General features: G+C 68.3%; 22 protein-coding genes. 10 read left to right on the top strand and 12 right to left on the bottom strand.

The window, feature by feature from the left end:
• Window positions 1–92: 92 nt before the first annotated feature.
• The 3 genes from AK36_RS02530 to AK36_RS02520 all read left to right on the top strand — a co-directional run bounded on the left by AK36_RS02530 (window position 93) and on the right by AK36_RS02520 (window position 1,879).
• Window positions 93–320 (top strand): hypervirulence associated TUDOR domain-containing protein, encoded by a 228-nt coding sequence (locus tag AK36_RS02530; RefSeq protein ID WP_045577781.1) that lies wholly within the window; start codon window positions 93–95, stop codon window positions 318–320.
• Window positions 317–892, top strand: a complete 576-nt coding sequence (locus AK36_RS02525) for a DUF488 domain-containing protein (RefSeq protein ID WP_045577780.1) — start codon at window positions 317–319, stop codon at window positions 890–892. The genes AK36_RS02530 and AK36_RS02525 overlap by 4 nt, the downstream gene beginning before the upstream one ends.
• 249 nt (window positions 893–1,141) lie before the next feature.
• Window positions 1,142–1,879 (top strand): sulfite exporter TauE/SafE family protein, encoded by a 738-nt coding sequence (locus AK36_RS02520; protein WP_011882694.1) that lies wholly within the window; start codon window positions 1,142–1,144, stop codon window positions 1,877–1,879.
• Window positions 1,880–2,085: 206 nt separating this feature from the next.
• Here AK36_RS02520 and AK36_RS02515 read toward each other — a convergent pair whose 3' ends face one another.
• The 5 genes from AK36_RS02515 to AK36_RS33795 form a co-directional block, all read right to left on the bottom strand.
• On the bottom strand, window positions 2,086–2,664 hold the full coding sequence (locus AK36_RS02515; protein ID WP_045577779.1) for an NnrU family protein: 579 nt from the start codon (window positions 2,662–2,664) through the stop codon (window positions 2,086–2,088).
• A gap of 383 nt (window positions 2,665–3,047) precedes the next feature.
• Entirely contained in the window at window positions 3,048–3,527 is a 480-nt protein-coding gene (locus AK36_RS02510) for a TfoX/Sxy family protein (RefSeq protein ID WP_224383326.1), read from the bottom strand.
• Between the two features lie 79 nt (window positions 3,528–3,606).
• Entirely contained in the window at window positions 3,607–4,716 is a 1,110-nt protein-coding gene (locus AK36_RS02505; RefSeq protein ID WP_045577778.1) for a malate/lactate/ureidoglycolate dehydrogenase, read from the bottom strand.
• Between the two features lie 55 nt (window positions 4,717–4,771).
• Complete coding sequence (locus AK36_RS02500; protein WP_045577777.1) at window positions 4,772–6,226, bottom strand: M20 family metallopeptidase; 1,455 nt, start codon at window positions 6,224–6,226, stop codon at window positions 4,772–4,774.
• A gap of 357 nt (window positions 6,227–6,583) precedes the next feature.
• Window positions 6,584–6,832, bottom strand: a complete 249-nt coding sequence (locus AK36_RS33795) for a hypothetical protein (RefSeq protein WP_162471376.1) — start codon at window positions 6,830–6,832, stop codon at window positions 6,584–6,586.
• Between AK36_RS33795 and adiC the strand changes: the two genes are divergently transcribed.
• Window positions 6,726–8,252: an arginine/agmatine antiporter gene (gene adiC / locus AK36_RS02495; RefSeq protein WP_034195435.1), complete on the top strand. Its 1,527-nt coding sequence runs from the start codon at window positions 6,726–6,728 to the stop codon at window positions 8,250–8,252. The genes AK36_RS33795 and adiC overlap by 107 nt on opposite strands.
• A gap of 3 nt (window positions 8,253–8,255) precedes the next feature.
• Window positions 8,256–10,595, top strand: coding sequence for an Orn/Lys/Arg family decarboxylase (locus AK36_RS02490; protein ID WP_014725479.1), 2,340 nt, complete (start codon window positions 8,256–8,258; stop codon window positions 10,593–10,595).
• Window positions 10,596–10,670: 75 nt separating this feature from the next.
• On the opposite strand, the gene AK36_RS02485 is transcribed toward AK36_RS02490, so the two are convergent.
• Together AK36_RS02485 and ftrA are read right to left on the bottom strand one after the other, a co-directional pair.
• On the bottom strand, window positions 10,671–11,405 hold the full coding sequence (locus AK36_RS02485) for a hypothetical protein (protein WP_045577776.1): 735 nt from the start codon (window positions 11,403–11,405) through the stop codon (window positions 10,671–10,673).
• A gap of 161 nt (window positions 11,406–11,566) precedes the next feature.
• Window positions 11,567–12,541 carry a transcriptional regulator FtrA gene (gene ftrA / locus AK36_RS02480; protein ID WP_045577775.1) on the bottom strand — a complete coding sequence of 325 codons (975 nt, stop codon included), beginning with the start codon at window positions 12,539–12,541 and terminating at the stop codon, window positions 11,567–11,569.
• A gap of 111 nt (window positions 12,542–12,652) precedes the next feature.
• Here ftrA and AK36_RS02475 point away from each other — a divergent pair, with 111 nt between their 5' ends.
• Both AK36_RS02475 and AK36_RS02470 read left to right on the top strand, forming a co-directional pair.
• A complete protein-coding gene (locus AK36_RS02475; RefSeq protein ID WP_041494226.1) occupies window positions 12,653–13,072 on the top strand; it encodes a rhodanese-like domain-containing protein in 420 nt (139 codons plus the stop codon).
• Window positions 13,073–13,173: 101 nt separating this feature from the next.
• Window positions 13,174–13,500, top strand: coding sequence for a superinfection immunity protein (locus tag AK36_RS02470; RefSeq protein ID WP_011882704.1), 327 nt, complete (start codon window positions 13,174–13,176; stop codon window positions 13,498–13,500).
• A gap of 9 nt (window positions 13,501–13,509) precedes the next feature.
• On the opposite strand, the gene AK36_RS02465 is transcribed toward AK36_RS02470, so the two are convergent.
• From AK36_RS02465 to AK36_RS02445, 5 genes are all read right to left on the bottom strand, one after another.
• Window positions 13,510–14,634 carry a cytochrome P450 gene (locus AK36_RS02465; RefSeq protein ID WP_045577774.1) on the bottom strand — a complete coding sequence of 375 codons (1,125 nt, stop codon included), beginning with the start codon at window positions 14,632–14,634 and terminating at the stop codon, window positions 13,510–13,512.
• Between the two features lie 357 nt (window positions 14,635–14,991).
• Complete coding sequence (locus AK36_RS02460) at window positions 14,992–15,258, bottom strand: YodC family protein (protein WP_014725483.1); 267 nt, start codon at window positions 15,256–15,258, stop codon at window positions 14,992–14,994.
• Between the two features lie 336 nt (window positions 15,259–15,594).
• Window positions 15,595–16,455, bottom strand: a complete 861-nt coding sequence (locus AK36_RS02455) for an isocitrate lyase/PEP mutase family protein (RefSeq protein WP_011882707.1) — start codon at window positions 16,453–16,455, stop codon at window positions 15,595–15,597.
• Window positions 16,456–16,677: 222 nt separating this feature from the next.
• Entirely contained in the window at window positions 16,678–17,538 is an 861-nt protein-coding gene (locus tag AK36_RS02450) for a MurR/RpiR family transcriptional regulator (RefSeq protein WP_014725485.1), read from the bottom strand.
• 55 nt (window positions 17,539–17,593) lie between these two features.
• Window positions 17,594–17,947 carry a YgiW/YdeI family stress tolerance OB fold protein gene (locus AK36_RS02445; RefSeq protein ID WP_014725486.1) on the bottom strand — a complete coding sequence of 118 codons (354 nt, stop codon included), beginning with the start codon at window positions 17,945–17,947 and terminating at the stop codon, window positions 17,594–17,596.
• A gap of 210 nt (window positions 17,948–18,157) precedes the next feature.
• Between AK36_RS02445 and AK36_RS02440 the strand changes: the two genes are divergently transcribed.
• From AK36_RS02440 to AK36_RS02430, 3 genes are all read left to right on the top strand, one after another.
• Window positions 18,158–18,820, top strand: a complete 663-nt coding sequence (locus AK36_RS02440; RefSeq protein ID WP_014725487.1) for a response regulator — start codon at window positions 18,158–18,160, stop codon at window positions 18,818–18,820.
• Complete coding sequence (locus AK36_RS02435) at window positions 18,817–20,193, top strand: ATP-binding protein (RefSeq protein WP_014725488.1); 1,377 nt, start codon at window positions 18,817–18,819, stop codon at window positions 20,191–20,193. The genes AK36_RS02440 and AK36_RS02435 overlap by 4 nt, the downstream gene beginning before the upstream one ends.
• A 914-nt stretch (window positions 20,194–21,107) precedes the next feature.
• Window positions 21,108–21,308: a DUF805 domain-containing protein gene (locus tag AK36_RS02430; protein ID WP_011882712.1), complete on the top strand. Its 201-nt coding sequence runs from the start codon at window positions 21,108–21,110 to the stop codon at window positions 21,306–21,308.
• The last annotated feature ends 447 nt before the right edge of the window (window positions 21,309–21,755 follow it).

Below are 21,755 nucleotides of genomic sequence, written 5' to 3'. Positions count from 1 at the left end.
GCGAAAGCGCGGCAATGTGCATACTGGCGTGGCTCGCTCCACCCGCAGCTTGCGGCCGTATCGCAACAGCATCACCACGAGGAGGCTCCCGCATGACGACGCCGTTCGAACCGGGCGACCATGTCCGCTGGAATTCCGAAGCCGGTCACGTGACCGGCACGATCATCGCGGTGCACACGCAGGATTTCGACTACAAGGGCCATCGTCATCGCGCGTCGCCCGACGCCCCCCGATACGAAATCAAAAGCGATCGCACCGACCACATCGCCGCGCATCGCGGCCGCGTGCTCGAACGCGTCGCCGGCAAGGAGCGCACGTGACGCTCCCGTTCTACACGATCGGCCATTCGAACCGCACGCTCGACGAACTCGTCGCGATGCTGCGGACCGTCGACATCACGCTGCTCGTCGATATCCGCAAGATGACGCGCTCGCGCACCAACCCGCAGTTCAACGAGGCAACGCTGCCCGACGCGCTGGCCGCGGCCGACATCGGCTACGAGCACATCGCCGAACTCGGCGGGCTGCGCGGCAAGTCGCGCGACGTGCCCGACGCACTCAACGGCTTCTGGAGGAACCGCAGCTTCCATCGGTATGCCGACTACGCGCTGTCGCCGGAATTCCGCGCCGGCCTCACGCGGCTGATCGCGCTCGGGGAGCAGCAGCGCTGCGCGCTCATGTGTTCGGAGGCCGTCTGGTGGCGCTGTCACCGGCGTATCGTGTCCGACTACCTGCTCGCGCGCGGCGAGACGGTGCTGCACATCATGGGCCTGAATCGTGTCGAGCCGGCGCGCATCACGGCCGGCGCGACGGTCCGCGACGACGGTGCGGTCGTCTATCCGGACGCCGACGGCGATACGCAGGAAGATGCCGCGCCGCAATCGAACGAATGACCGGGCGTCGGCGCTGCCCGCGCCGGCTGGTTGATGCGGTTGGTTGATGCGGTTGGTTGATGCGACGGGTTGACACGATCGGTTGACGCAGCCGGCCGATGCGCCGCCGCACGGCGGCCGCCCGTGCGCGTCTGAAACGGAGCGCACGCACCGCCTTTGCGCGGACGCGATCCTGCATTACCATCGGGCCACCTTCGCGCTCGCGCTCGCCGCCGGCGCGCCCTGCCACGCTACCCTTCCTGCGCACCGATGCTCGTCCTCATCATCCTCGCCGGCCTGTGGGCCGGTCTCCAGAACGCCCTCGCGGGCGGCGGTTCGTTCGTCACGCTACCGGCGCTGATCGTATCGGGGATGTCGCCGCTCGCGGCCAACATCACGTCGACGGTCGCGCTGTTTCCCGGCCAGGTCACGACCGGCTGGGCAAGCCGCAAGATGGTCCGCGGCGCAGGCACGCTGTCGTTTCGCGCGCTGTTTGTGATCAGCGTGATCGGCGGCGCGCTCGGCGGGCTGCTGCTGCTCAAAACGCCGTCGTCGATCTTCTCGCAGCTGGTGCCGTGGCTCGTGCTGTTCGCAACCGTCGTGTTCGCATGGGGCAGCTTCTTCCGCAAGCCGACCGAGGCCGCGCAGCATCTCGGCCCGATGGCGGCCGGGATCTCGCAGTTCCTGATCGCGATCTACGGCGGCTATTTCGGCGGCGGTATCGGCTTCCTGATGATGGCCGCGCTCACGATGGCCGGCCTGTCGCCGCGTCACGCGATGTCGACCAAGAACGCGCTCGCGGGCGTGATGAACGCGTCGGCGGTCCTGCTGTTCGTCACCTCGCCGCAATTGCACTGGGGCGCGGCGCTTGCGCTCGGCAGCGGCGCGATCGTCGGCGGCCTACTCGGCGCATGGGCGCTGCATCGCGTGAACGAGCGCGTGCTGCGGATCGCCATCGTCTGTATCGGCGCGGCACTGACGGTCGGGCTGTTCGTCAGGCCGCTCTGACGCGCGTGCCGCGAGCGTCGTCGCCATGCGCCCGCGTCGATGCGCGGGCGAACTCGCCAGCCGCCGCGCGATCGTGCCCGCCGTCGGTCAATGCCGCCACCGATGTTGAATGCGTCGGCCGGTAGGCCGGGCGATGCCTGCCGCTCGCGCGCCGGGCCGCGGCCGATCGGCGTGACGCGGTCGCCGAGCCTGCGTACGCGGAGCGTTCAACCGAACGGCCGCACGCCGATCAACGGGCCGTGCAGGAACAGCGCAAACACCGCCCACGCGACGACGCCGGCCGCGATCGCCGACACATCGCCCGACAGACGGCCCGCCGGATAACGGACGCGGTCGCGCCGATCGCGCGTGCGCGACACGATGAACAGGATGAGCGACCACACGAAGAATGCGCCGAACAACACGGCCGCCCGCAACGTGCCGTTGACGAGCAGATGCGCGACGGCCCACACCATCACGCCGGCGACCATCGGATGTCCGGCGAACGTCTTGATCCGGTTGCGCGGCACGTACGACGCGGCGATCAGCACGAACGCGATCGCAGTCAACATGCCCGTCAGATGGCGCACGCCGACCGGCGAGACCCACAGCAGCGTCGCGCTGTCGCGGGCGATCCCGTAGCCGCGCACGATCAACACCAAGCCGATCAGCGACGCAACCGAATAGCCGGCCTTCCAGCCGCGCTCACCGACGCGCGCGATCGTCGCGGCGCGCCAGCGGCTGGCCACGATGCGGATCGAATGTACGCCGAGGAAGATCGCCAAACCGAGAATCAGCACGAGCATCGGTTGTCTCCATCTGCAACGATGAGTGGGGAATGCATTCAGCGCGGCGTTCGATGCGCCGTTCGCGGGGCGGGTGTCGCGGTGCGGGCCGCTCAGATGTCGCGTGCGGCTCGCGCCGATCATAAACGCCGCGACCGCCGTTGTGAAGCGCGGAGAAACAGCGCGCGGCATGCTTGAAGTTTCGTCTAGCGGATGCGAGCAACGTGCGGCGCGCGAATCGTCAGGGCGTATGCGTGCGGACGGCGCAGGGCACTGAGCATCGAGTAAGAGTCCTGAGCGTCGCGTGCCGAGCGCCGAGCGCAGCGAACATCGACCGCCGCGGGTCCAGTATCGACAAGCCCCGAACACTGAACAATCCGCAGTTGCCGTCACGCCGACCGACGCTACGCCTGCTTACGCTTCGACGCCGGTTTCGCTCCGGATTTCGTTTCCGCTTTCGACGCACGCTTCGAAGCCGATTCCGTCGCCCGCTTCGCGTCAGGTTTCGCGGACGGCTTGACACTGCGCCCACGCATCGACCGCGACTCCGCCTCACCCTCGTCCACCGGCTTCCGCCTCGCCTTCGCTTTGCGCTTGGGCGCCCCCGCAAGCAACGCCGCCCGATACGCGCCGCGACACCAGTCGAACAGCGCGCCCGCATCCTCGAGCACGTCGGCGGGCGTTTCGTAATAGCCTTCGAGCGCGACGGTACGCGTGCGCCCCGTATACGAAAACGGCCCCATCCCCGCCGCGACGAACGCCGGACGATTCAAGTCGTCGACGCGCAAGAACAGCGACCCGCGCGCGAGGAAGCCGAACATCACGCCGTCGAGCCGCATCGCCGCGCCGCCGAAGAATCGCGTCACCACGACGTTGCCGAGCATCGCGAGCCGATACGCGATCTCGTCGCCGTGCGCCTTGTCTGCCTGCCAGCTCATCGGCACGCTCCTTCTTGCCGGTGCATCACGCGGCGCCGACGCAGCGTTGCGTCCATGCGTCGAATTCGGCGGCGTCGAAGCCGAGCGCCGCCGCGCTGTCGCCGATCTGACGCCACGTCGGCCGATCGACCGGGATGCCGTGCGCGAGCCGCTCGGCGCGGCTCGCCTCCTCCGGCTCGCCGGGCATCTGCACCGGCGCGTCGCCGGAACGCGGCGACGCCTTCGCCCACGCGACGAACGCATCGGCCTCGCGCTGCGCATCGGCCGCATCGAACGCGTTCGGATCGATCAACACCGACAGCATGCCGTTGACGATCGCGCTGGTCTTCTGCAACGTGCCGTCGTAGGTCGTATGCCCGCCGACGAGTGCGCCGCCGAACACCTCGCACATCGCGGCGAGCGCATAACCCTTGTGCAGCCCGAACGGCAGCAGCGCGCCGAACGGTTGCTCGTGCATGACGGCCGGATCGTCGGTCGGCCGCCCGCGATGGTCGATCAGCGCGCCCGCCGGCACGCGCTTGCGCTGGTGGTACGCGACGCGCGTCTTGCCGTACGCGACCGCGCTGGTCGCGAAATCGAGCAGCAGCGGCGCGCGCCCGGCGCGCGGATACGCGGCGCAGAACGGATTGGTGCCGAACCGGGGATCGGCGCCGTGAAGCGGCGCGACCAGCAGATCGCCCGGCACGTTGACGAAATGGAACGAAGCGAGCCCCGATCGCGCGCATTGCTCGGCCCAGTGGCCGATGCGGCCGAGATGATGCACGTCGCGCAATCCGATCGCGCAGATGCCCATGCGCCGCGCGCGCTCGATGCCCTCGACCATTGCCTCGAACGCGATCACCTGCCCGAAGCCGCGGCCGCCGTCGATCGTCAGCACCGCGCCGCCGTCGCGCACGATCGCCGCATGCCGGTTCAACTGCAACTGCCCTTCGCGGCAGGATGCGACGTAGTTCGGGATCATCCCGATGCCGTGCGAATCGTGACCGGCGAGGTTCGCGCCGACCAGGTGCTCGGCAACCAGCCGCGCCTCGCGCGCGCTGCTGCCGGCCCGTTCCCACAGCGCGGCGACGAAGTCGTGCAGCGGTTCGGCGCGCATGCACAACGCATCGGTATCGGGTATCGGCGGCATAGTCATCGGCAGGACTCCAGGGGTTCAGACCGACGCCGGCCCGATCGGCCGGCCATCGCGCTCAGCGAGCGGAAGCGATCACGTCCGCGACCGCCGCGGTCAGCTTCTTCGCATACGGCACGTGCAGGAACTCGTTCGGCCCGTGCGCGTTCGACTTCGGCCCCAGCACGCCGCACACCATGAACTGCGCCGACGGGAAGCCGGCCTGCAACACGTTCATCAGCGGGATCGTGCCGCCGAGGCCCATGTACCCGCACGCTGCGCCGAAGTGGCGGTGCGACGCGGCATCGAGCGACGACGCGAGCCACAGCGCGAGATCGGGCGCGCTCCAGCCGGTCGCGGCGCCCGCATCCGGCTTGAACGTGACGCGCGCGTTGTACGGCGGATCGAGTTCGAGCAGTTCCTTCAACTGCTGCACGGCCTGCGCGGCGTCGACGAGCGGCGGCAGGCGCAGCGACAGCTTGAACGCGGTGCGCGGCCGCAGCACGTTGCCCGCATCGGCGAGCGCCGGCAACCCGGACGCGCCGGTCACCGACAGCGACGGCCGCCACGTCGAATTCAGCAGCGCCTCGCGCGGGTCGGTCGTGGTCGGCAGCACCGGTTTGCCGTCCGCGCCGCAGGCCCACGGCAGGCCCTTCCATACCGCATCGCCGAGGATGGCCGCGGCCGCATCGGCTTCGCGCACGCGGCTGTCGGGAATCTCGCAATGGAACACGCGCGGCAGCAGGTTGCCGCTGCCGGCGTCCTCGAGGCGCTCGAACAGCTGCCGCATCACGCGGAAGCTCGACGGCGCGATGCCGCCGAACACGCCCGAATGAATGCCTTCGTCGAGCACCTCGACCTGCAGATCGCCGGACACCAGCCCGCGCAACGACGTCGTGAGCCACATCTGGTCGTAGTTGCCTGCGCCGGAATCGAGGCACACGACGAGCGATACCTGGCCGAGCCGGTCGCGCAGCGCGTCGACGTACGGCAGCAGATCGTAGCTGCCCGACTCCTCGCACGTCTCGATCAGGCCGACACAGCGCGGCCGTTCGACGCCCTGCTCGTCGAGCGCGCCGAGCGCCGCGAGGCTCGCGTAGATCGCATAGCCGTCGTCCGCGCCGCCGCGGCCGTACAGCTTGCCGTTCTCGAACTTCGGCGTCCACGGGCCGAGGTCGGCGCGCCAGCCGTCGAATTCGGGCTGCTTGTCGAGGTGGCCGTACAGCAGGATCGTGTCGGTGCTGCCCGCGCGCGTCGCCGGCGTTTCGAAGAAGATCACGGGCGTGCGGCCCGGCAGCCGAACGATCTCGAGCTTCAGCCCTTTCACCGGCTGGCGTTCGGCCCACTGCGCGGCATCGGTCACGACGCGCTCCAGATAGCCGCGTTTCGCCCAGTCCGGGTCAAACGCGGGGCTCTTCGCGGGGATCGCGATGTAGTCGGTCAGGGCGTGGAGAATTTCATCGTTCCACTTGCGCTCGACGAAGGCGACGAGCTTGTCATGGTCGAGGACGGGGGTAGTGTCGACGGAGGTCATGGTGGGTGCCGGGATCGGGCTGACGAAGATTCGGATGATACGCCGACGGCCCGCCGCCCGGGTGCATTCACGGCGCGCTGGCTTTCAGTGCCCTTTCCGCCACGGCCGGCGAGCGATACCGTTCGGCAGAACGCGCCCCATCAACCAAAACGATTACGAGCCGCCGGATTATTTAGGCCGCGAATTGATTTAGCCATTTCGTCAAGGATATTTACCGGGCGCCGGTTGTTCCGCGCATCCAGCGAATGACCGAGAAAATCGGCGAAGCCCTTATCAGTAAAGGCCGAGCGCCCGACATACCGAAACGGCGCGTCGCCGCCCGCCTACTTTCAATGACATGAATCAATATTAAAGTCATTAAATTCCGGCGTTTACCATTACCAGAACGGGCCAAAGCGATAACATGGCGACGTTAATAAAACGGCGATCCATTTCGGAATCGTCCACCGGCGCCGGCCGCGCCACCTCAACCGCATCACGTCCGTTCAAGGAGCCTCGCATGTCCGATGCCAGCTCGTCCTCCTCCCGTTCCACCGCTGCGTCGGCAGCGTCCGACGCGCCGAAGATCGGCGTCGTTCCCGCCACGCTGATGGTGGCGGGCAACATGATGGGTTCCGGCGTCTTCATGCTGCCCGCGAACCTCGCCGCCACCGGCGGCATCGCGATCTTCGGCTGGTTGATCACCGTCGTCGGCGCCGTCTCGCTCGCGCTGGTGTTCGCGAAGCTCGCGGCGATCGACCCGGCCGCTGGCGGCCCCTACGCGTACGCCAGAAAATCGTTCGGCCCGTACATGGGCTATCAGACCAACCTGATCTACTGGCTCGCGAACGTGCTCGGCAACGTCGGCCTCGCGGTCGCGGGACTCGGCTACCTCACGCACTTCTTCCCGGTGATGAAGGACCCGCTGGTGTTCGCGCTCGCGCAGATCTTCGTGATCTGGCTGTTCACCTACGCGAACATCCTCGGGCCGAACGTGGTCGGCCGCGTGCAGTCGGTCACGACCGTCGTCGCGCTGGTGCCGATCCTCGGGATGGCCCTGTTCGGCTGGTTCTGGTTCAGCAAGGACGTCTATCTCGCGGGCTGGAACGTGTCGGGCACGAGCAGCATCGGCGCGATCGGCGCGACGCTGAACTTCACGCTGTGGGCGTTCATCGGCGTCGAGAGCGCGTCGGTGTCGGCCGGCGTGGTCGAGAATCCGTCGCGCAACGTGCCGATCGCGACCGTCGGCGGCGTGGTGCTCGCGGCCGTCTGCTACGTGCTCAGCTCGACCGTCATCATGGGGATGATTCCGAACAAGGCGCTGCTCGCCTCGAGCGCGCCGTTCGCCGACGCCGCGCGCCTCGCGCTCGGCGACACCGCCGCGAACGCGGTCGCGCTGTGCGCGGCGCTCGGCTGCCTCGGCTCGCTCGCGGGCTGGACGCTGCTGGTCGGACAGACCGCGAAGGCCGCGGCCGACGACGGCCTGTTCGCCAGCGTGTTCGCACGCGTGAACTCGAAGAACGTGCCGTCGGCCGGGCTCGCGATCGTCGCCGTGATCATGACCGTGCAGGTGCTCGCGACGATGTCGCCGAGCGCAAGCCAGCAGTTCGGCAAGATCGCGTCGATCGCGGTGATCATGACGCTGCTGCCGTACATCTACTCGTGCATCGCGATCAAGGTGCTCGGCTACGGCAAGATGCCGCCGCACCAGTTCACGTTCTACACGATCGTCGGCCTGATCGGCGCGGTCTACTCGCTGTGGGCGATGGTCGGCTCCGACGGCCAGCAGACGCGCTGGTCGCTGATCTTCGTGATCGCGACGATCGTGTTCTACGAACTGTCGATCAACCGCCAGCGCGAAATCGAGGAAACCCACGTCCATCCGGGCGGCCGTTCGCCGCGCTGGGTGCGCTACTTCGCGCTCGGCGTCACCATCGTCGCGCTCGCCGCGACGTTCTGGATCTCCGTCGGCCAGCACGAGGCCGATATCCTTCACGCACGCTCGCCGGCCGCGGGCGTCGCGGCAACCCAGCACACGGGGGAATAACAGATGACCGCTTCCTTGACCCAACCGGCATTGCGCCGCCTCGGGATGAAGGCGCTGCTCGTGCAGCACGACATCGACGAGCGAACCGCGACCGGCCGCGCCGCCACCGCGCTCGCCGAAGAATTGCGCACGCGGCTCGTCGACGTCGTGATCGCGACCTCCGCCGACGACGCGTGCGCGGTGGTCGTCGCCGATCCGGCGATCCAGTGCCTGCTGCTCAACTGGGAGCTCGGCAACGATCCGGCCCACGCGCCCGCGCAGGCCGTGCTCGACGCGATGCGCGCGCGCAATGCGACGGTGCCGGTGTTCCTGCTCGCGAGCCGCGCGAGCGCGGCCGCGATTCCGGTCGACGCGATGCGCAAGGCCGACGACTTCATCTGGATGCTCGAGGACACCACCGCGTTCATCGGCGGGCGGATCGTCGCCGCGATCGAACGCTACCGCGAGACGGTGCTGCCGCCGATGTTCCGCGCGCTCGCGCAGTTCTCGCGCGTGTACGAATACTCGTGGCACACGCCGGGCCATACGGGCGGCACCGCGTTCCTGAAGTCGCCGGTCGGGCGCGCCTACTTCGAATTCTTCGGCGAAGCGCTGTTTCGTTCGGACCTGTCGATCTCGGTCGGCGAACTCGGCTCGCTGCTCGACCACTCCGGTCCGATCGGCGACAGCGAGCGCTATGCGGCGCGCGTGTTCGGCGCGCATCGCACGTATCACGTGACGAACGGCTCGTCGATGTCGAACCGCGTGATCCTGATGGCGAGCGTCACGCGCAATCAGGTCGCGCTGTGCGACCGCAACTGCCACAAATCGGCCGAGCACGCGATGACGATGTCCGGCGCGATTCCGACCTACCTGATCCCGTCGCGCAACCACTACGGCATCATCGGCCCGATCATGCCCGAGCGGCTCACGGCCGCGGCCGTGCGGCTCGCGATCGACGCGAACCCGCTGGTGCGCGGCCGCGACGGCATCAGCCCGACGCCCGTGCACGCGCTGATCACCAACTCGACCTACGACGGGCTGTGCTACAACGTCGCGCGCGTCGAGGAGCTGCTCGGCCAGAGCGTCGACCGCCTGCATTTCGACGAAGCCTGGTACGGCTATGCGCGCTTCAACCCGATCTACCGCGATCGTTATGCGATGCACGGCGATCCGGCGCAGCACGACGCGAGCAAGCCGACGGTGTTCGCGACGCAATCGACGCACAAGCTGCTCGCGGCGCTGTCGCAGGCGTCGTTCATCCATATCCGCGACGGCCGCAATCCGATCGAGCACGCGCGCTTCAACGAGGCGTACATGATGCACGCGTCGACGTCGCCGAACTACGCGATCATCGCGTCGAACGACGTGAGCGCGGCGATGATGGACGGCCCCGGCGGCGAAGCGCTGACGACCGACGCGATCCGCGAGGCCGTGTCGTTTCGCCGGATGCTGGCGCGCCTGCATGCGGAATACGACGAGAACGACGACTGGTTCTTCGACGGCTGGCAGCCGGACACGGTCGTCGACCGCAAGACCGGGCGACGCGTGCCGTTCCACGAAGCGGACGAGACGCTGCTCGCGACCGATCCGTCGTGCTGGGTGCTGCATCCGGGCGACACGTGGCACGGCTTCGGCGCGATCGAGGACGACTACTGCATGCTCGACCCGATCAAGGTGTCGATCGTCACGCCGGGCGTCGCGCCGCACGGCGGGCTGATGCCGGTCGGCATTCCCGCGTCGGTGGTGACGGCCTATCTTGACCGGCAAGGGATCGTCGTCGAGAAGACGACCGACTTCACGATCCTGTTCCTGTTCTCGCTCGGCGTGACGAAGGGCAAGTGGGGCACGCTCGTCAACACGCTGCTCGACTTCAAGCGCGACTACGATGCGAACGCGCCGCTCGAGCAAGCGCTGCCGGAGCTCGTCGCGCGCTATCCGGAGCGTTACGGCAAGCTGGGGCTGCGCGAGCTGTGCGATCTGATGTTCGCCGCGATGAGCGACCTGAAGACGACCGAGATGATGTCGCGCGGCTTCTCGACGCTGCCGCAGCCGGACTACAGCCCGGCCGAGGCGTACGAGCATCTGGTTCACAACGACATCGAGATGCTCGAGCTGTCGGAGATGGCCGGCCGCACCGTCGCGACCGGCGTCGTGCCCTATCCGCCCGGCATTCCGCTGCTGATGCCGGGCGAGAACGCAGGGCCGGCCGACGGTCCGCTGCTCGGTTACCTGAAAGCGCTCGAACAGTTCGACCGGCGCTTCCCGGGCTTCACGCACGATACGCACGGCGTCGAAGTGGACGACGGCGTGTACCGCATCGCGTGCATCAGGCAGGCGGGCCGCGATAGCGCCGCGCGCTGAGCGAAGGCGGTGAGCAGCGACCGGCGTCACGGCCGGTCGCTAACGGCCCCGGCCGGGGCCGGGGGTGCCGGCCCGCTACGCGGGCAACTTGGCGACCCACGCGGCAAGCTGCGCTTCGCCTTCGTCGTCGAGCTTGCCGCTGAGTTCTCCATACCACTGCGCGATCGCGTCGGCCGGCTGCGTGGCCTTCAGGATCTCGAGGCTGTTCTCGAGGAACGCGCCGAAGAACGGAATCCCGCGCATGTAGAGGAACGTCGAATCGGTGATGCGCACATGGCCGTACACGTCGCGCAGCCACCCGAGATGCGGCAGCGCCTCGCGCGCATGACCGCTTTGCATCAATGCCGAAATGAAGTTCGTGCGCGCGGCGACGTCGGACTGTTCGTGCGTCTCGTGATTGATCTCGGCCGCCTTCTGCATCCACGCCTCGCCGCGCTCCACTTCGTCGCACATCACCGACGTCGTCGCGAGCTGCACCGCGTTGTGCGCACTCGGCTCATGGCCGAACAATTCGAGCCAGTAAGGGAATGCCTCCGCGTAGCGCTGCAGCGCCGAATACGACAGCGCGCACAGACGCGCCGCGTCGGCCAGCCGTTGCGCATGCGGCGCGGCAGCCGCGATCGCCGCTTCGTGCCGGCCGGCCTGATATGCCGCCAGCGCCGCGGCCAGTTCGGGGGCGATGTCGGGGCCGCGCTGTTCGTCCGCGTCGGCGTCCGACGGCTGCGTGCGTTGCGTAGACGATGCGGGCGGCGTGAGCGACGCGGCCTCGTCGCGCGGTTTCTTCCCGAACAGCTTTCCCAGCAGACCCATGTCGTTGTCCTTGTCGTTATGGTGAAGGAATGGCGGCGCCGCATCCACGGCCGCCGCACGGCGACCGCCATCTTACGCGTGCGACGCGGTGGCGGAAACGGGCAACGGGAAAAGCGAAAAGGCGACCGCCGCGTGCAGCCGTCCAGGAGCGCCGCGACGCGTCACGCGCGCGGCGGCCGCACGCCGCGATCCATGCCGCGCCGGTAAGCGGCCGGGCTCATCGCCGCGACGCGCCGGAAATGCCGGCGCAACGATTCCTCCGAGCCGAAGCCCGCACGCGCGGCAACCTGCGCCAGCGACAGGGACGGCTGCGCTTCGAGCATATCCTTCGCGACGTTCACGCGCTCGCGGATCAGCCACGCGAGTGGCGACATCCCGGTCGCGTCGGCGAACTGCCGCTGCAGCGTGCGCGGGCTCATCGCGGCATGCGCGGCCAGCGACGCGAGCGTGTGCGGCTCGGCCGCATGCGCGCGCATCCAGTCGATCAGCTTCGCGAGCCGGTCGCTGCCGCCAGGCGCGACGGGGCGCGGCACGAACTGCGCCTGCCCGCCGTCGCGATGCGGCGGCAGCACGAGCCGCTGCGCGACGCGGTTCGCGATCGCGCCGCCGTGATCGCGGCGCACCAGATGCAGCAGCATGTCGAGGCCGGCCGCCGAACCGGCCGACGTGACGATCTGCCCGGCATCGACGTACAGCGCGTCGGGGTTCACGCGCAGCGCCGGATAGCGCGCCTGCAGGCGCTCCGCGTAACGCCAGTGGGTCGTCACGGTAAGCCCGTCGAGCACGCCGGCCGCCGCCAGCACGAACACGCCCGAACAGATCGAACAGAGCCGCGCGCCGCGGCGATGCGCGGCGCGCAGTTTCTTCAGCAGCGGTTCGGGCGGCCGTTCGTCCGGGTCGCGCCAGCCGGGAATCACGATGGTGTCCGCACGATCGAGCATCGCGAGCCGGTACGGCGCGGCGACCGTGATGCCGCCCGCGGCGCGCACCGGCCCGGGCTCGCTCGCACAGACCGCGAAGCGATACCAGTCGACGCCGAGTTCCGGCCGTTCGAGTGCGAACAATTCGACCACGCAGCCGAATTCGAAAGTGCAGAGCCGATCGTAGGCAAGCGCGACGACGAGATGATTGTGCATGGCGCGATGTTACCGGAACTTGTCGATCGCGCCACTGCCGGAAAACCGGCGCGCACGCGATACTGGCCTCGTTGCGGCGCATTCCGCGCCGCCTGCTCAGGAGCGCATTTCATGTCATATGTCACCGACGTCCCGGCCGCCGACAGCGCAAGCGCCGCCACGCATTTCGAAGCGTCGCTGCGGTTCGAAACCGATTGCTGGGACGTGCACGACGCGCTCACGTCCGGCGCAGCCGATTTCGTGCTGCTCGACGTTCGCGGTCCCGAACAATTCGCGGCCGGCCACGTGCCGGGCGCGCGCAACCTGCCGCACCGCAAGATCGTCGCGGGCAAGCTCGGCGACCATCCGGCCGACACGCTGTTCGTCGTCTACTGCGCGGGCCCGCACTGCAACGGCGCCGCGCGCGCGGCGATCCGGCTCGCGCGGCTCGGCCGCCCGGTGAAGCTGATGATCGGCGGGATCGCCGGCTGGCGCGACGAGGGTTTCGCGCTGAGCAACGATGCGCAAATGGAAACCGGTGCCATGCACTGATCGTCGCTAAAAACGCAACAATCAATTGCCGAAGGAAGGCCTGCACACGAACGGAAAAAGCGCGACAATCGGTCTCATTGCAGTCTGGACGGAGTAGCAACATGCCACACGCAGTCCTGATTCAGGTAGCCGGTTCGATCGCAGCGATCGCGCTCTATTTCCTGCCGGCCGTCATCGCCGACCGGCGCGGGCGGCACGACAAGCTGACGATCGCGATGTTCAACGCACTGTTCGGATGGACCGGCATCGGCTGGCTGATGACGCTCTACTGGGCGTGCCAGCCGAACCCGCGGGCCGACGTCGCGCAAACGATCCTCGCGAAGCGCCGCGGCATCAGCATGCGGACCTTCTCGACCGGCCTCGTCGAGCGCGTGCAGCGCCGTATCGCCGCCCAGGAGCAATGGGCCGAAAAGCAGGGCTGCCGCTGAACCGCCTGTTCACGCCTGGCTCGCGATGCCGAAGTTCGGCATCCTGATGTTGGTCGACGCGCGGTAGTCCCACACGAGCCCGCTGGGCAGCTCGCCGCTGCTCGCATGTAACCACACGTCGAACGCCCCCGTCGTCACCGCCCGCGCGATGCGCTCGCCCGGGCAGCCATGCGGCCCCTTACCGAAGCCGAAAGTCGGCGCAGGCGCGCGGCCGGGCAGCAGGCGATGCGGCTCGCGATGCACGGCCGGATCGCGGTTCGCCGCGGCGAGCACGACGAGGATCGCCGCGCCGGCATCGACGCTCACGCCTTCGATCGTCGTATGCGACGCGACGAAGCGGCGTGTGTTCTGCACCGGCGAATCGAAGCGCCCCACTTCCGCGACGAATGCGTCGAGCGCAGCGGCATCCGGAATCGCCCGCCCGCCGTCCGCGCTCGCGCGCGCCGACTCTTCCCAAGCGATCAGCGCATTGCCGAGCCACGCGGCGCTCGCCTCGCATGTCTGCGACAGCAATCCGACCAGATTCGTGACCAGCGCGCCGCCGGCCTGCCAGCCCGCGGCGCGCGCCGCATCCTGAACCGCCGCGACGAGCGACCCGTCCCGGGCGCGCGTGCGTGCGACCCGCTCCGTCATCCGTTCGAGCAAGCGCCGCGCAGCATCGCTTGCACGCGCCAGCGTCGCGTCGTCCGACAGCGGCGACAGCGCGGCGACGAACGCGACGACGAGCGCAGCGATGTCGTCGAGCTGTGCTTCATCGAAGCCGAGCAGATCGGCGACCGCGCAGACGGGCACCGTCAGGCACCATGCGTTCAATGCCTCAGCGTCGAGCGGCGCGCGCAGGCGGCGGCCGGCGAGCGACGCGGTCCGCTCGCGCAACGCGCCGTCGTTCATGCGGATCAGGTCGCCGAACAGCGCGCCGGCGGTGGTGCCGCGCAACGCGGGCGGCACCGGCGCATCGAGCGGCCTGACGCGGCAGGTCGGATGGCCGAGCACCGCCGCCACGCTGGCCGCGCGGCTCGCGACCCACAGGCCGAGCGTCGCGTCGAACGCGAGCGGCGGCCCGTCGACGAGCGTCGCGTAGTAGGGATAGGGATCGCGGTGCGTAACCGCGGCAATCGGATCGGTCGGGTTCATGCGTGCAGTATCGGCGCGCAGGCCGGCAGCATGTTTCGGGTCGACGTGAAATGTCGATGTGCGGGTGTGCGGGTGTGCGGGTGTGCGGGTGTGCGGGTGTGCGGGTGTGCGGGTGTGCGGGTGTGCGGGTGTGCGGGTGTGCGGGTGTGCGGGTGTGCGGGTGTGCGGGTGTGCGGGGGCTTCGGGCCGCGGTGGCGCGGTGGCGTGGTGGCGTGGTTGCGTGGGCGCGTGACCGCAGTGGCCGCAGTGGCCGCGGTGAGCGGGATCGCCGCGACGACCGCAATGACGCAATGCCGCTGTGAACCCGCCAGCACAATAGGCGCAGCGGCCGCACCGAACCGGCGCCCCGCTCCTGCGTCAGGCCGCCGAACGAAAGCGAAACGTTTGCATGCGCACGCGCGCGCGGCCCGCCGAAATCGCGCGCGGCTCCGGCGCGACCATCTCGTGGTGAAACATTTCCTGCCGGAAGTGGCCGCCGTCGTCGAACCACTGGCAGATCAGCCAGTCGGCGTCGTCGAACACGACGGGGCCCGCGTAAGTCACGGTCATGCGCGGGCCGCCGGTTTTCAGCGTCACGACATCGCCGACGCGAAAGCGGCTGCGGTGATTTTCTCGGATTGTCATCGCTCTCTCGATTTTTATATATTCATTATTTCCGGCGCCCCGCCGGCCGATCATTCGGATATGCCGCAGATTAACAATCCGAAAAATAACCGGCAACTCCCGAAAACCGAAAAAATACCGGTCTTAAAATCGGGACAATACGTAAATCGGGTACGCCGGGCGCATGATTGGCGCCAATGCCGGCGCGGCTTGCGCGCCGACTCCCGCCAATCGGCCGGAATTCGCAGAGTAAACGATGTAATTGCCGCAGTCACCGAAGATTAAATCGACTGCGGCTTCGTTTGATAACGGTCAACCGGTATCCATCTGGAAAACGTTACCCCGATTTAGCCACGATCATTCTGCGAAACGGACCGGCGAATTGTCCCGCGCGGCGAACCAGCGATCGAGATCGCTGCCCGGCACCGCCTCTTGCGCGAAGGTAAACGTGCCGTCGCGCGCCATTTCCGTCGCCGCCCGCAGGAATGCGCCCAGCGCGGTCCGCGCGAGCGCGCCGCCGACGCTCACGCGCTTCACGCCGAGCGCGGCGAGTTCATCCATGCTCAGCACGCCGCCCCGCAGCCCCATCACGACATTGACCGGCGCGCCGACGGCGCGGGTGACGGCCGCGATGTCGTCGCGATCGGTCAGGCCCGGCGCATAGATCACGTCGGCGCCCGCATCGCGATAGGCGGTCAACCGCGCGATCGTGTCGGCGAGATCGCGGCGTCCGTGCAGATAGTTCTCGCAACGCGCGGTCAGCATGAACGGAAACGGCAGCTCGCGCGCCGCGGCAACGGCCGCCGCGATGCGCTCGACCGCGAGGTCGTGCGGATAGATCGGCGCGTCGGCGCGTCCGGTCGCATCCTCGATCGAGCCGCCCACCGCGCCGGCCGCGGCCGCCAGCCGGATCGTGTCGGCCACCGTGTCGGGCGCATCGCCGAAGCCGTTCTCGAGATCGGCGCTGACCGGCAGACCGCCTGCGGCGACGATCTCCGCGATGTGCGCGAGCATTTCGTCACGGCCGATCGCGTTGTCCGGCCGGCCGCGCGAATAGGCGAAACCGGCGCTGGTGGTGGCGAGCGCGTCGAAGCCGGCCATCGCGAGCAGCCGCGCGGAGCCGGCATCCCACGGGTTCGGGATGATGAACGCGCCGGGGCGCGTATGCAGCGCACGAAACGCTTGCGCGTGGCGCAATTGCAGAACGGAATCGGACATCGTCGTCTCCTCGGAACGGGAGACGCCAGCATACGCGCGCACGGCGCGGGCACGGTTCGGCGTGCGCTGAAATATCGATGCGGGCGAGACCGGCACGGGAGCCGCGCCGTTTGATCGCGACCATGCGCGTGCGAGCGCCGGGCCGTCTGCCGCCGTGTTAGATCCGTGTTGGACCCGTGTCAGGCCGTCGGCGGCGCAAGCGTCCCGCAGCCGCGCGCGCGGCTACACGACGTACGCGCCCTTCGCATGCAACTCGGCTTCGGTGCGCTCGAGCGCCGCGACCGCACCGCTGCCTTCCAGCGCGAGCAGCTGCGCGACCAGCGCTTCGGCCATCGCATGCGCGGCCACGAGCGACGGAAAGAACGACGGGCTGTCGTGCGTGAAGATCAGTTGCGCATCGGCATGCAGCGCGATCGGCGCGACCGCGCTGTCGGTGATCGCGACGATCTTGCTGCCCTGCGCTTTCGCGGCCTGCGCCACGCGCGTCGCTTCGGCCGAATACGGCGCGAAGCTGATGATCACGGTCACGCTGTGTTTCGCGATCGTGCGCAGCTCCATCTCGAGCGAACCGGCGACGCCGTTGAGCAGCGACACGGTCGGCCGGAACAGCCGGTAGCCGTACACGAAACCGAACGCCACCGGATAGCACGACCGGAAGCCCGCGACGTGCACGTGCGCTGCCTTGCGGATCAGCTTCGCGGCGTCGGCGAGCGCGTGCTCGTTCTGTGCGGCGGTCACCGACAGATTGTGCTGCTGGGCCGCGAGCAGGTCGTGCGCGAGCGACGCCTTCGCGTCGGGCCGCACGAGCGAGCGCGCGCGCTGCGTGAGCGGCTCGGGGCGCGTGCGCACGCGCGCGACGCACAGATCGCGCAGCTCGTTCCAGCCGGGAAAACCGAATTGCTGCGCGAGGCGCACGAGCGACGCGGGCTGAACCTGCGCGTGCTGCGCGACCTTGCGCATCGACGACGTGGCGACCTCGTCGGGATGATCGAGCAGAAATGCAGCACCCGCCTGGAATTGCGGGCTCAGTTCGGAAAATTGCGCCCGAATCCGGGACGCGAGTTCATCGAAATTGGCAGCCATCTTGGTGAGAACGGGAACCGGTCGCCCATGGTATCACCGGCCCCGCGCGCACCGTTCAGCGCAGCACGTCCACGCGATCGACGTCGACCTTCACGCTGCCGGACCACTTGCGCTCGAACTCGCCGGTCAGCTTCACGTCGCTCTGCTCGCTGACGGGCTGCCCCGCCGCCCACAGCTTCCGGTCGATTTCGACGCGGATCGTGCCGGTCGCATCGGCGAACTCGTAGTCGTCGCCGCCGACGTGCCGGACGATCCGTCCGTGCAACTGCACCGGCTGGTCGTCCTTGCCGGTGGCGAGCAGGTCCTTCACGGTCGTGGCGGCGGCCGCCGACGGCCCCGTGTATTGCGCGTGCGCGCCCGCCGACAGCGTGGCGAGCGCGACGGCCAGGATGCTGAACCGTTTCTTCATGATGTCGTTTCCTCTTCTTCGATGGTGCGCCGCGCCCGGATCGAGCGCGACGGCCAGAGCTTACGAAGCGTAAGATTAAGCGCACCTGAAGGCGCGAACCGCGCGACGCGGTCGTGGCGCCGGGCGCCGGCACTTAAGCACGACCTAAGATACGGGCGCTTATCATGGACACCCCGGGCGCATCGCGCCCTGCTGAAGAGATACCAATCCATGCGCGTACTGCTCGTCGAGGACGATCCGCTGATCGGCAGCGGGCTCGAACAGGGCCTCAGACAGGAAGGCTTCGCGGTCGACTGGGTGAAGGACGGCGACGCCGCGTCGCTCGCGCTGCGCTCGACCGGCTACGGGCTGCTGCTGCTCGACCTCGGGCTGCCGAACCGCGACGGTCTGTCGGTGCTCGCGGCACTGCGCCGCCGCGACGAAACGCTGCCCGCGATCATCATCACCGCGCGCGACGGCGTGCCGGACCGCATCGCCGGCCTCGACAGCGGCGCCGACGACTACCTCGTCAAGCCGTTCGTGCTCGAGGAGCTGCTCGCGCGCATTCGCGCGGTCACGCGGCGTCACGCCGGGCGCGCGCAGACGACGCTCGCGATCGGCCCGCTGCGGCTCGATCCGATCAAGCATCTGGTGTGGCTCAACGACGACGAAGTTACGCTGTCGCCGAAGGAGTTCGTGCTGCTGCACGAACTGATGCGCGACCCCGGCGCGGTGATCTCGCGCGAACAGTTCGAGGAACGGCTGTACAGCTGGGGCGAAGAGATCGAGAGCAACGCGGTGCAGGTTCACATCCACAACCTGCGCAAGAAGCTCGGTCATGACATGATCCGCACGGTGCGCGGCGTCGGCTACCGGATCGGTGACAGCGCATGAGCGGCCTGCAACAGGCGATCGCGCGCTGGCGCAGCGCGTCGCTGCGGCGGCGCCTGCTGATGTGGCTGCTGCCCGCCGCCTGCGCGATCGGGCTGGTCGCGAGCGCGGGCACCTACTGGGGCGCGCTGCGCGAACTCGACGACCTGCTCGACGATCAGATGCGCAGCATGTCGAAGCAGATCGTGGTCGGCCCGAACGGCGAGCTGTCGTTCCGCGATCGCGGCAGCGACAAGCACGGCTTCAAGCGCGACGATCCCGACGCCGTACTGCTGCAGGTATGGCGCGACGGCACGCTCGTCTATTCGACCGATCGCGAATCGGCGCTGCCGCCGCCGACGCGGTCGGGCATCGCGAGCGTCGACGTCGACGGCCAGCCGTGGCGCACCTACGTGACCGAACGCGCCGGCACCACGATCCGGCTCGCACAGGCGCGCCACGCGCGCTGGGAAGCGATCGCGGGCATCGCCGTGCATCTGCTGTGGCCGGTGTTCTCGATGCTGCCGGTGCTCGCGATCGGGCTGTGGTTCGGCATCGGCGCGGGGCTGCGACCGCTGCGCACGATCGCGTCCGGGCTGAAGCGCAGGAATGCCAACAACCTCGAACCGGTCGACGTCGCGTCGATGCCGAACGAGGTTCGCCCGCTCGCCGAAGCGATCAACGACCTGCTCGCGCGGCTCGAGCGCGCCTTCACACTGCAGCGGCACTTCATCGCCGACGCCGCGCACGAGCTGCGCACGCCGATCATGGGATTGTCGATACAGTCGGAATTGTTGCGGCGCGCGTCGACGGCCGACGAACGCGAGCAGATCCTCGCGCAGATCCATGCGGGCACGACGCGTCTCGGCCATCTCGCCGAGCAGTTGCTGACGCTCGCGCGCCTCGAGCCCGATGCGCCGGCGGCCGCAGCGGCCGCCGCGCGCGTCGATCTCGCGGCACTGTGCCGCTCGGTCGTCGCGGAGCGCGCGCGGGTCGCCGATGCGCATCGCATCGACCTCGGCGCGATCGTGTCGTCGCCGGTGATGGCCGCCGGCAATCCCGACACGCTGCGCGTGCTGCTGAACAACCTGGTCGACAACGCGATCCGCTATGCGGGCGAAGGTGCGCGCGTCGACGTGTCGGCACGCGTCGAAGGCGCGACGCCCGTGCTCGAAGTCGCCGACAACGGCCCCGGCATCCCCGAGGCGGAACGCAACGACGTGTGGGAACGCTTCTATCGCGGCGCGGGCGCGCAGGCCGTCACGTCGTCCGGCAGCGGACTCGGGCTGTCGATCGTCAAACGGATCGCCGAACAGCATCGCGCGACCGTCTCGCTCGGCACGACCGAGGGCGGACGCGGGCTGACGGTGACGGTGCGCTTCCCGGCCGCGGCATGACGAGGCCAGACGAGTCCTGACGCGGGCCGGTCGCGCGGCTTGTCCACAGATTGTGTTGGCAAGCTTGTGGACAACCAGCCGCCAACGACAGCAAGCCATTGATCCGAAAAGATTTGATCGGTGTGCGCAGCAAACGCGCCGTCGCGCATGGCTATCGCATGTGATACGCAGCAAAGCGACGTCGCCGCGGACACCGCTGGTAGCCTCGACATCGCGAACCGTGCGGCTCGGCGACACCGAATTCATTGAAGCGGCAGTTCACTGCCGACCCAGCTTCGTCGCGCACTCGCCAGCAGTCCGACGTATTTCAACGATGCGATCGAATGGTCGACCGTGACGTTTCGATCAGCCGCCATCGCGAAACAACAGCTGCCGTCGTTCCGGAAAGTCGCGCCGACGGGCATTTTTGGCACGCCGTGAACCGCCGCGCAGCGGGACACCGCGCCACACGATCGCCACATGCACTTCTCCACAGAAAATGTTGGCAAGCTTGTGGATATCCTGCGCACCGCGACGCTAAGCCCTTGATCCGACAGACTTTGGCACGTGTGATGCAGACGCTGCGCCAGCCGGGCCGCGTTATGCACGGCTTCGCCGCAGTTCGCATCACGATGCCACGCGGCCAGACCCGCGCTGCACGACGTGCGCATCGCGGCACTTACACACAGATTGTGTTGGCAAGCTTGTGGATATCCTGCGCAAGCGTTCGCTAAGCCATTGATCGGCCTGCGATTCGCGCGCCATGTCAACGTTTCGGCACGGCCGTCGCGCCGCACCGGCGACCCCCGTGCGTCCCTTGACGGCCGCGCACGCGACGCGTCACGATCACACGACGCCGCGCACGTCACGCGTCGGCGCCACGGGCCGGCCGCTCCGCCCGCATTCGACAACGACACATCACTCCGAGGAAGGCCATGGAACATTTCAACGCAGGGCAAATGCTGGTCGCGCTCGTGCTCGTCGCGATCGTCGTCTATCCGTACGTGCGCATCGTGCGGCGCACGGGCCACTCGGGCTGGTGGATCCTGACGATGTTCGTGCCGGTGCTGAACTTCATCATGTTGTGGGTCTTCGCGTTCGCACGCTGGCCCGCCACCGACGATCGGCAACGCTAGGGCCTGCTCACGCTGATAACGGGCTTGCGAACCGGCCTGCGCATCGGATGAGCCGGCCCGCCCGCTTGTCCACAGATTATGTTGGCAAGCATGTGGACAGCGTGCGCATACCGGCACCAAGCGCTTGATCCGAAAGACTTTCTGCGCGGTGCTCCAAATGCGGCACGCGGCGCGCAACGCCGCCTCCCGCTTGTCCACAGATTGTGTTGGCAAGCATGTGGATAGCCTGCGCACACCGCAACCAAGCGCTTGATCCGAAAGACTTTGTTCCCATCGCTTCGAATCGGGCAGCGCCCGCCGCCGCCGCGGCCGCGTTGCGGCAAGCGCGGCGGCCGGCCGGCTTTTCCACATATTTTGTTGGCAAGGATGTGGATATCCTGAGCATGCGCGACGTAAGTCGTTGATCGCACAACGTTTGGCTGCCGCGGTCACGACTGCGGCAGCGCC

Origin of the sequence: Burkholderia vietnamiensis LMG 10929 (assembly GCF_000959445.1) — a bacterium.
GTDB lineage: Bacteria > Pseudomonadota > Gammaproteobacteria > Burkholderiales > Burkholderiaceae > Burkholderia > Burkholderia vietnamiensis.
The sequence above is the reverse complement of the archived record's forward strand: the minus strand, read 5'-3'. Positions and strand labels throughout refer to the sequence as shown.

What these genes read in the sequence shown, in the direction of transcription:
- AK36_RS02530 (WP_045577781.1), top strand. Translation starts at nt 93, where the DNA reads ATGACGACGCCGTTCGAACCGGGCGACCATGTCCGCTGGAATTCCGAA.
- AK36_RS02490 (WP_014725479.1), top strand. Translation starts at nt 8,256, where the DNA reads ATGACCGCTTCCTTGACCCAACCGGCATTGCGCCGCCTCGGGATGAAG.
- AK36_RS02505 (WP_045577778.1), bottom strand. Translation starts at nt 4,716, where the DNA reads ATGACTATGCCGCCGATACCCGATACCGATGCGTTGTGCATGCGCGCC.
- AK36_RS02500 (WP_045577777.1), bottom strand. Translation starts at nt 6,226, where the DNA reads ATGACCTCCGTCGACACTACCCCCGTCCTCGACCATGACAAGCTCGTC.
- ftrA (WP_045577775.1), bottom strand. Translation starts at nt 12,541, where the DNA reads ATGCACAATCATCTCGTCGTCGCGCTTGCCTACGATCGGCTCTGCACT.
- AK36_RS02460 (WP_014725483.1), bottom strand. Translation starts at nt 15,258, where the DNA reads ATGACAATCCGAGAAAATCACCGCAGCCGCTTTCGCGTCGGCGATGTC.
- AK36_RS02455 (WP_011882707.1), bottom strand. Translation starts at nt 16,455, where the DNA reads ATGTCCGATTCCGTTCTGCAATTGCGCCACGCGCAAGCGTTTCGTGCG.
- AK36_RS02485 (WP_045577776.1), bottom strand. Translation starts at nt 11,405, where the DNA reads ATGGGTCTGCTGGGAAAGCTGTTCGGGAAGAAACCGCGCGACGAGGCC.
- AK36_RS02510 (WP_224383326.1), bottom strand. Translation starts at nt 3,527, where the DNA reads ATGCTCGGCAACGTCGTGGTGACGCGATTCTTCGGCGGCGCGGCGATG.
- AK36_RS02475 (WP_041494226.1), top strand. Translation starts at nt 12,653, where the DNA reads ATGTCATATGTCACCGACGTCCCGGCCGCCGACAGCGCAAGCGCCGCC.
- AK36_RS02465 (WP_045577774.1), bottom strand. Translation starts at nt 14,634, where the DNA reads ATGAACCCGACCGATCCGATTGCCGCGGTTACGCACCGCGATCCCTAT.
- AK36_RS02445 (WP_014725486.1), bottom strand. Translation starts at nt 17,947, where the DNA reads ATGAAGAAACGGTTCAGCATCCTGGCCGTCGCGCTCGCCACGCTGTCG.
- AK36_RS02430 (WP_011882712.1), top strand. Translation starts at nt 21,108, where the DNA reads ATGGAACATTTCAACGCAGGGCAAATGCTGGTCGCGCTCGTGCTCGTC.
- AK36_RS02440 (WP_014725487.1), top strand. Translation starts at nt 18,158, where the DNA reads ATGCGCGTACTGCTCGTCGAGGACGATCCGCTGATCGGCAGCGGGCTC.
- AK36_RS02470 (WP_011882704.1), top strand. Translation starts at nt 13,174, where the DNA reads ATGCCACACGCAGTCCTGATTCAGGTAGCCGGTTCGATCGCAGCGATC.
- adiC (WP_034195435.1), top strand. Translation starts at nt 6,726, where the DNA reads ATGTCCGATGCCAGCTCGTCCTCCTCCCGTTCCACCGCTGCGTCGGCA.
- AK36_RS02520 (WP_011882694.1), top strand. Translation starts at nt 1,142, where the DNA reads ATGCTCGTCCTCATCATCCTCGCCGGCCTGTGGGCCGGTCTCCAGAAC.
- AK36_RS02515 (WP_045577779.1), bottom strand. Translation starts at nt 2,664, where the DNA reads ATGCTCGTGCTGATTCTCGGTTTGGCGATCTTCCTCGGCGTACATTCG.
- AK36_RS02435 (WP_014725488.1), top strand. Translation starts at nt 18,817, where the DNA reads ATGAGCGGCCTGCAACAGGCGATCGCGCGCTGGCGCAGCGCGTCGCTG.
- AK36_RS33795 (WP_162471376.1), bottom strand. Translation starts at nt 6,832, where the DNA reads ATGTTGCCCGCCACCATCAGCGTGGCGGGAACGACGCCGATCTTCGGC.
- AK36_RS02450 (WP_014725485.1), bottom strand. Translation starts at nt 17,538, where the DNA reads ATGGCTGCCAATTTCGATGAACTCGCGTCCCGGATTCGGGCGCAATTT.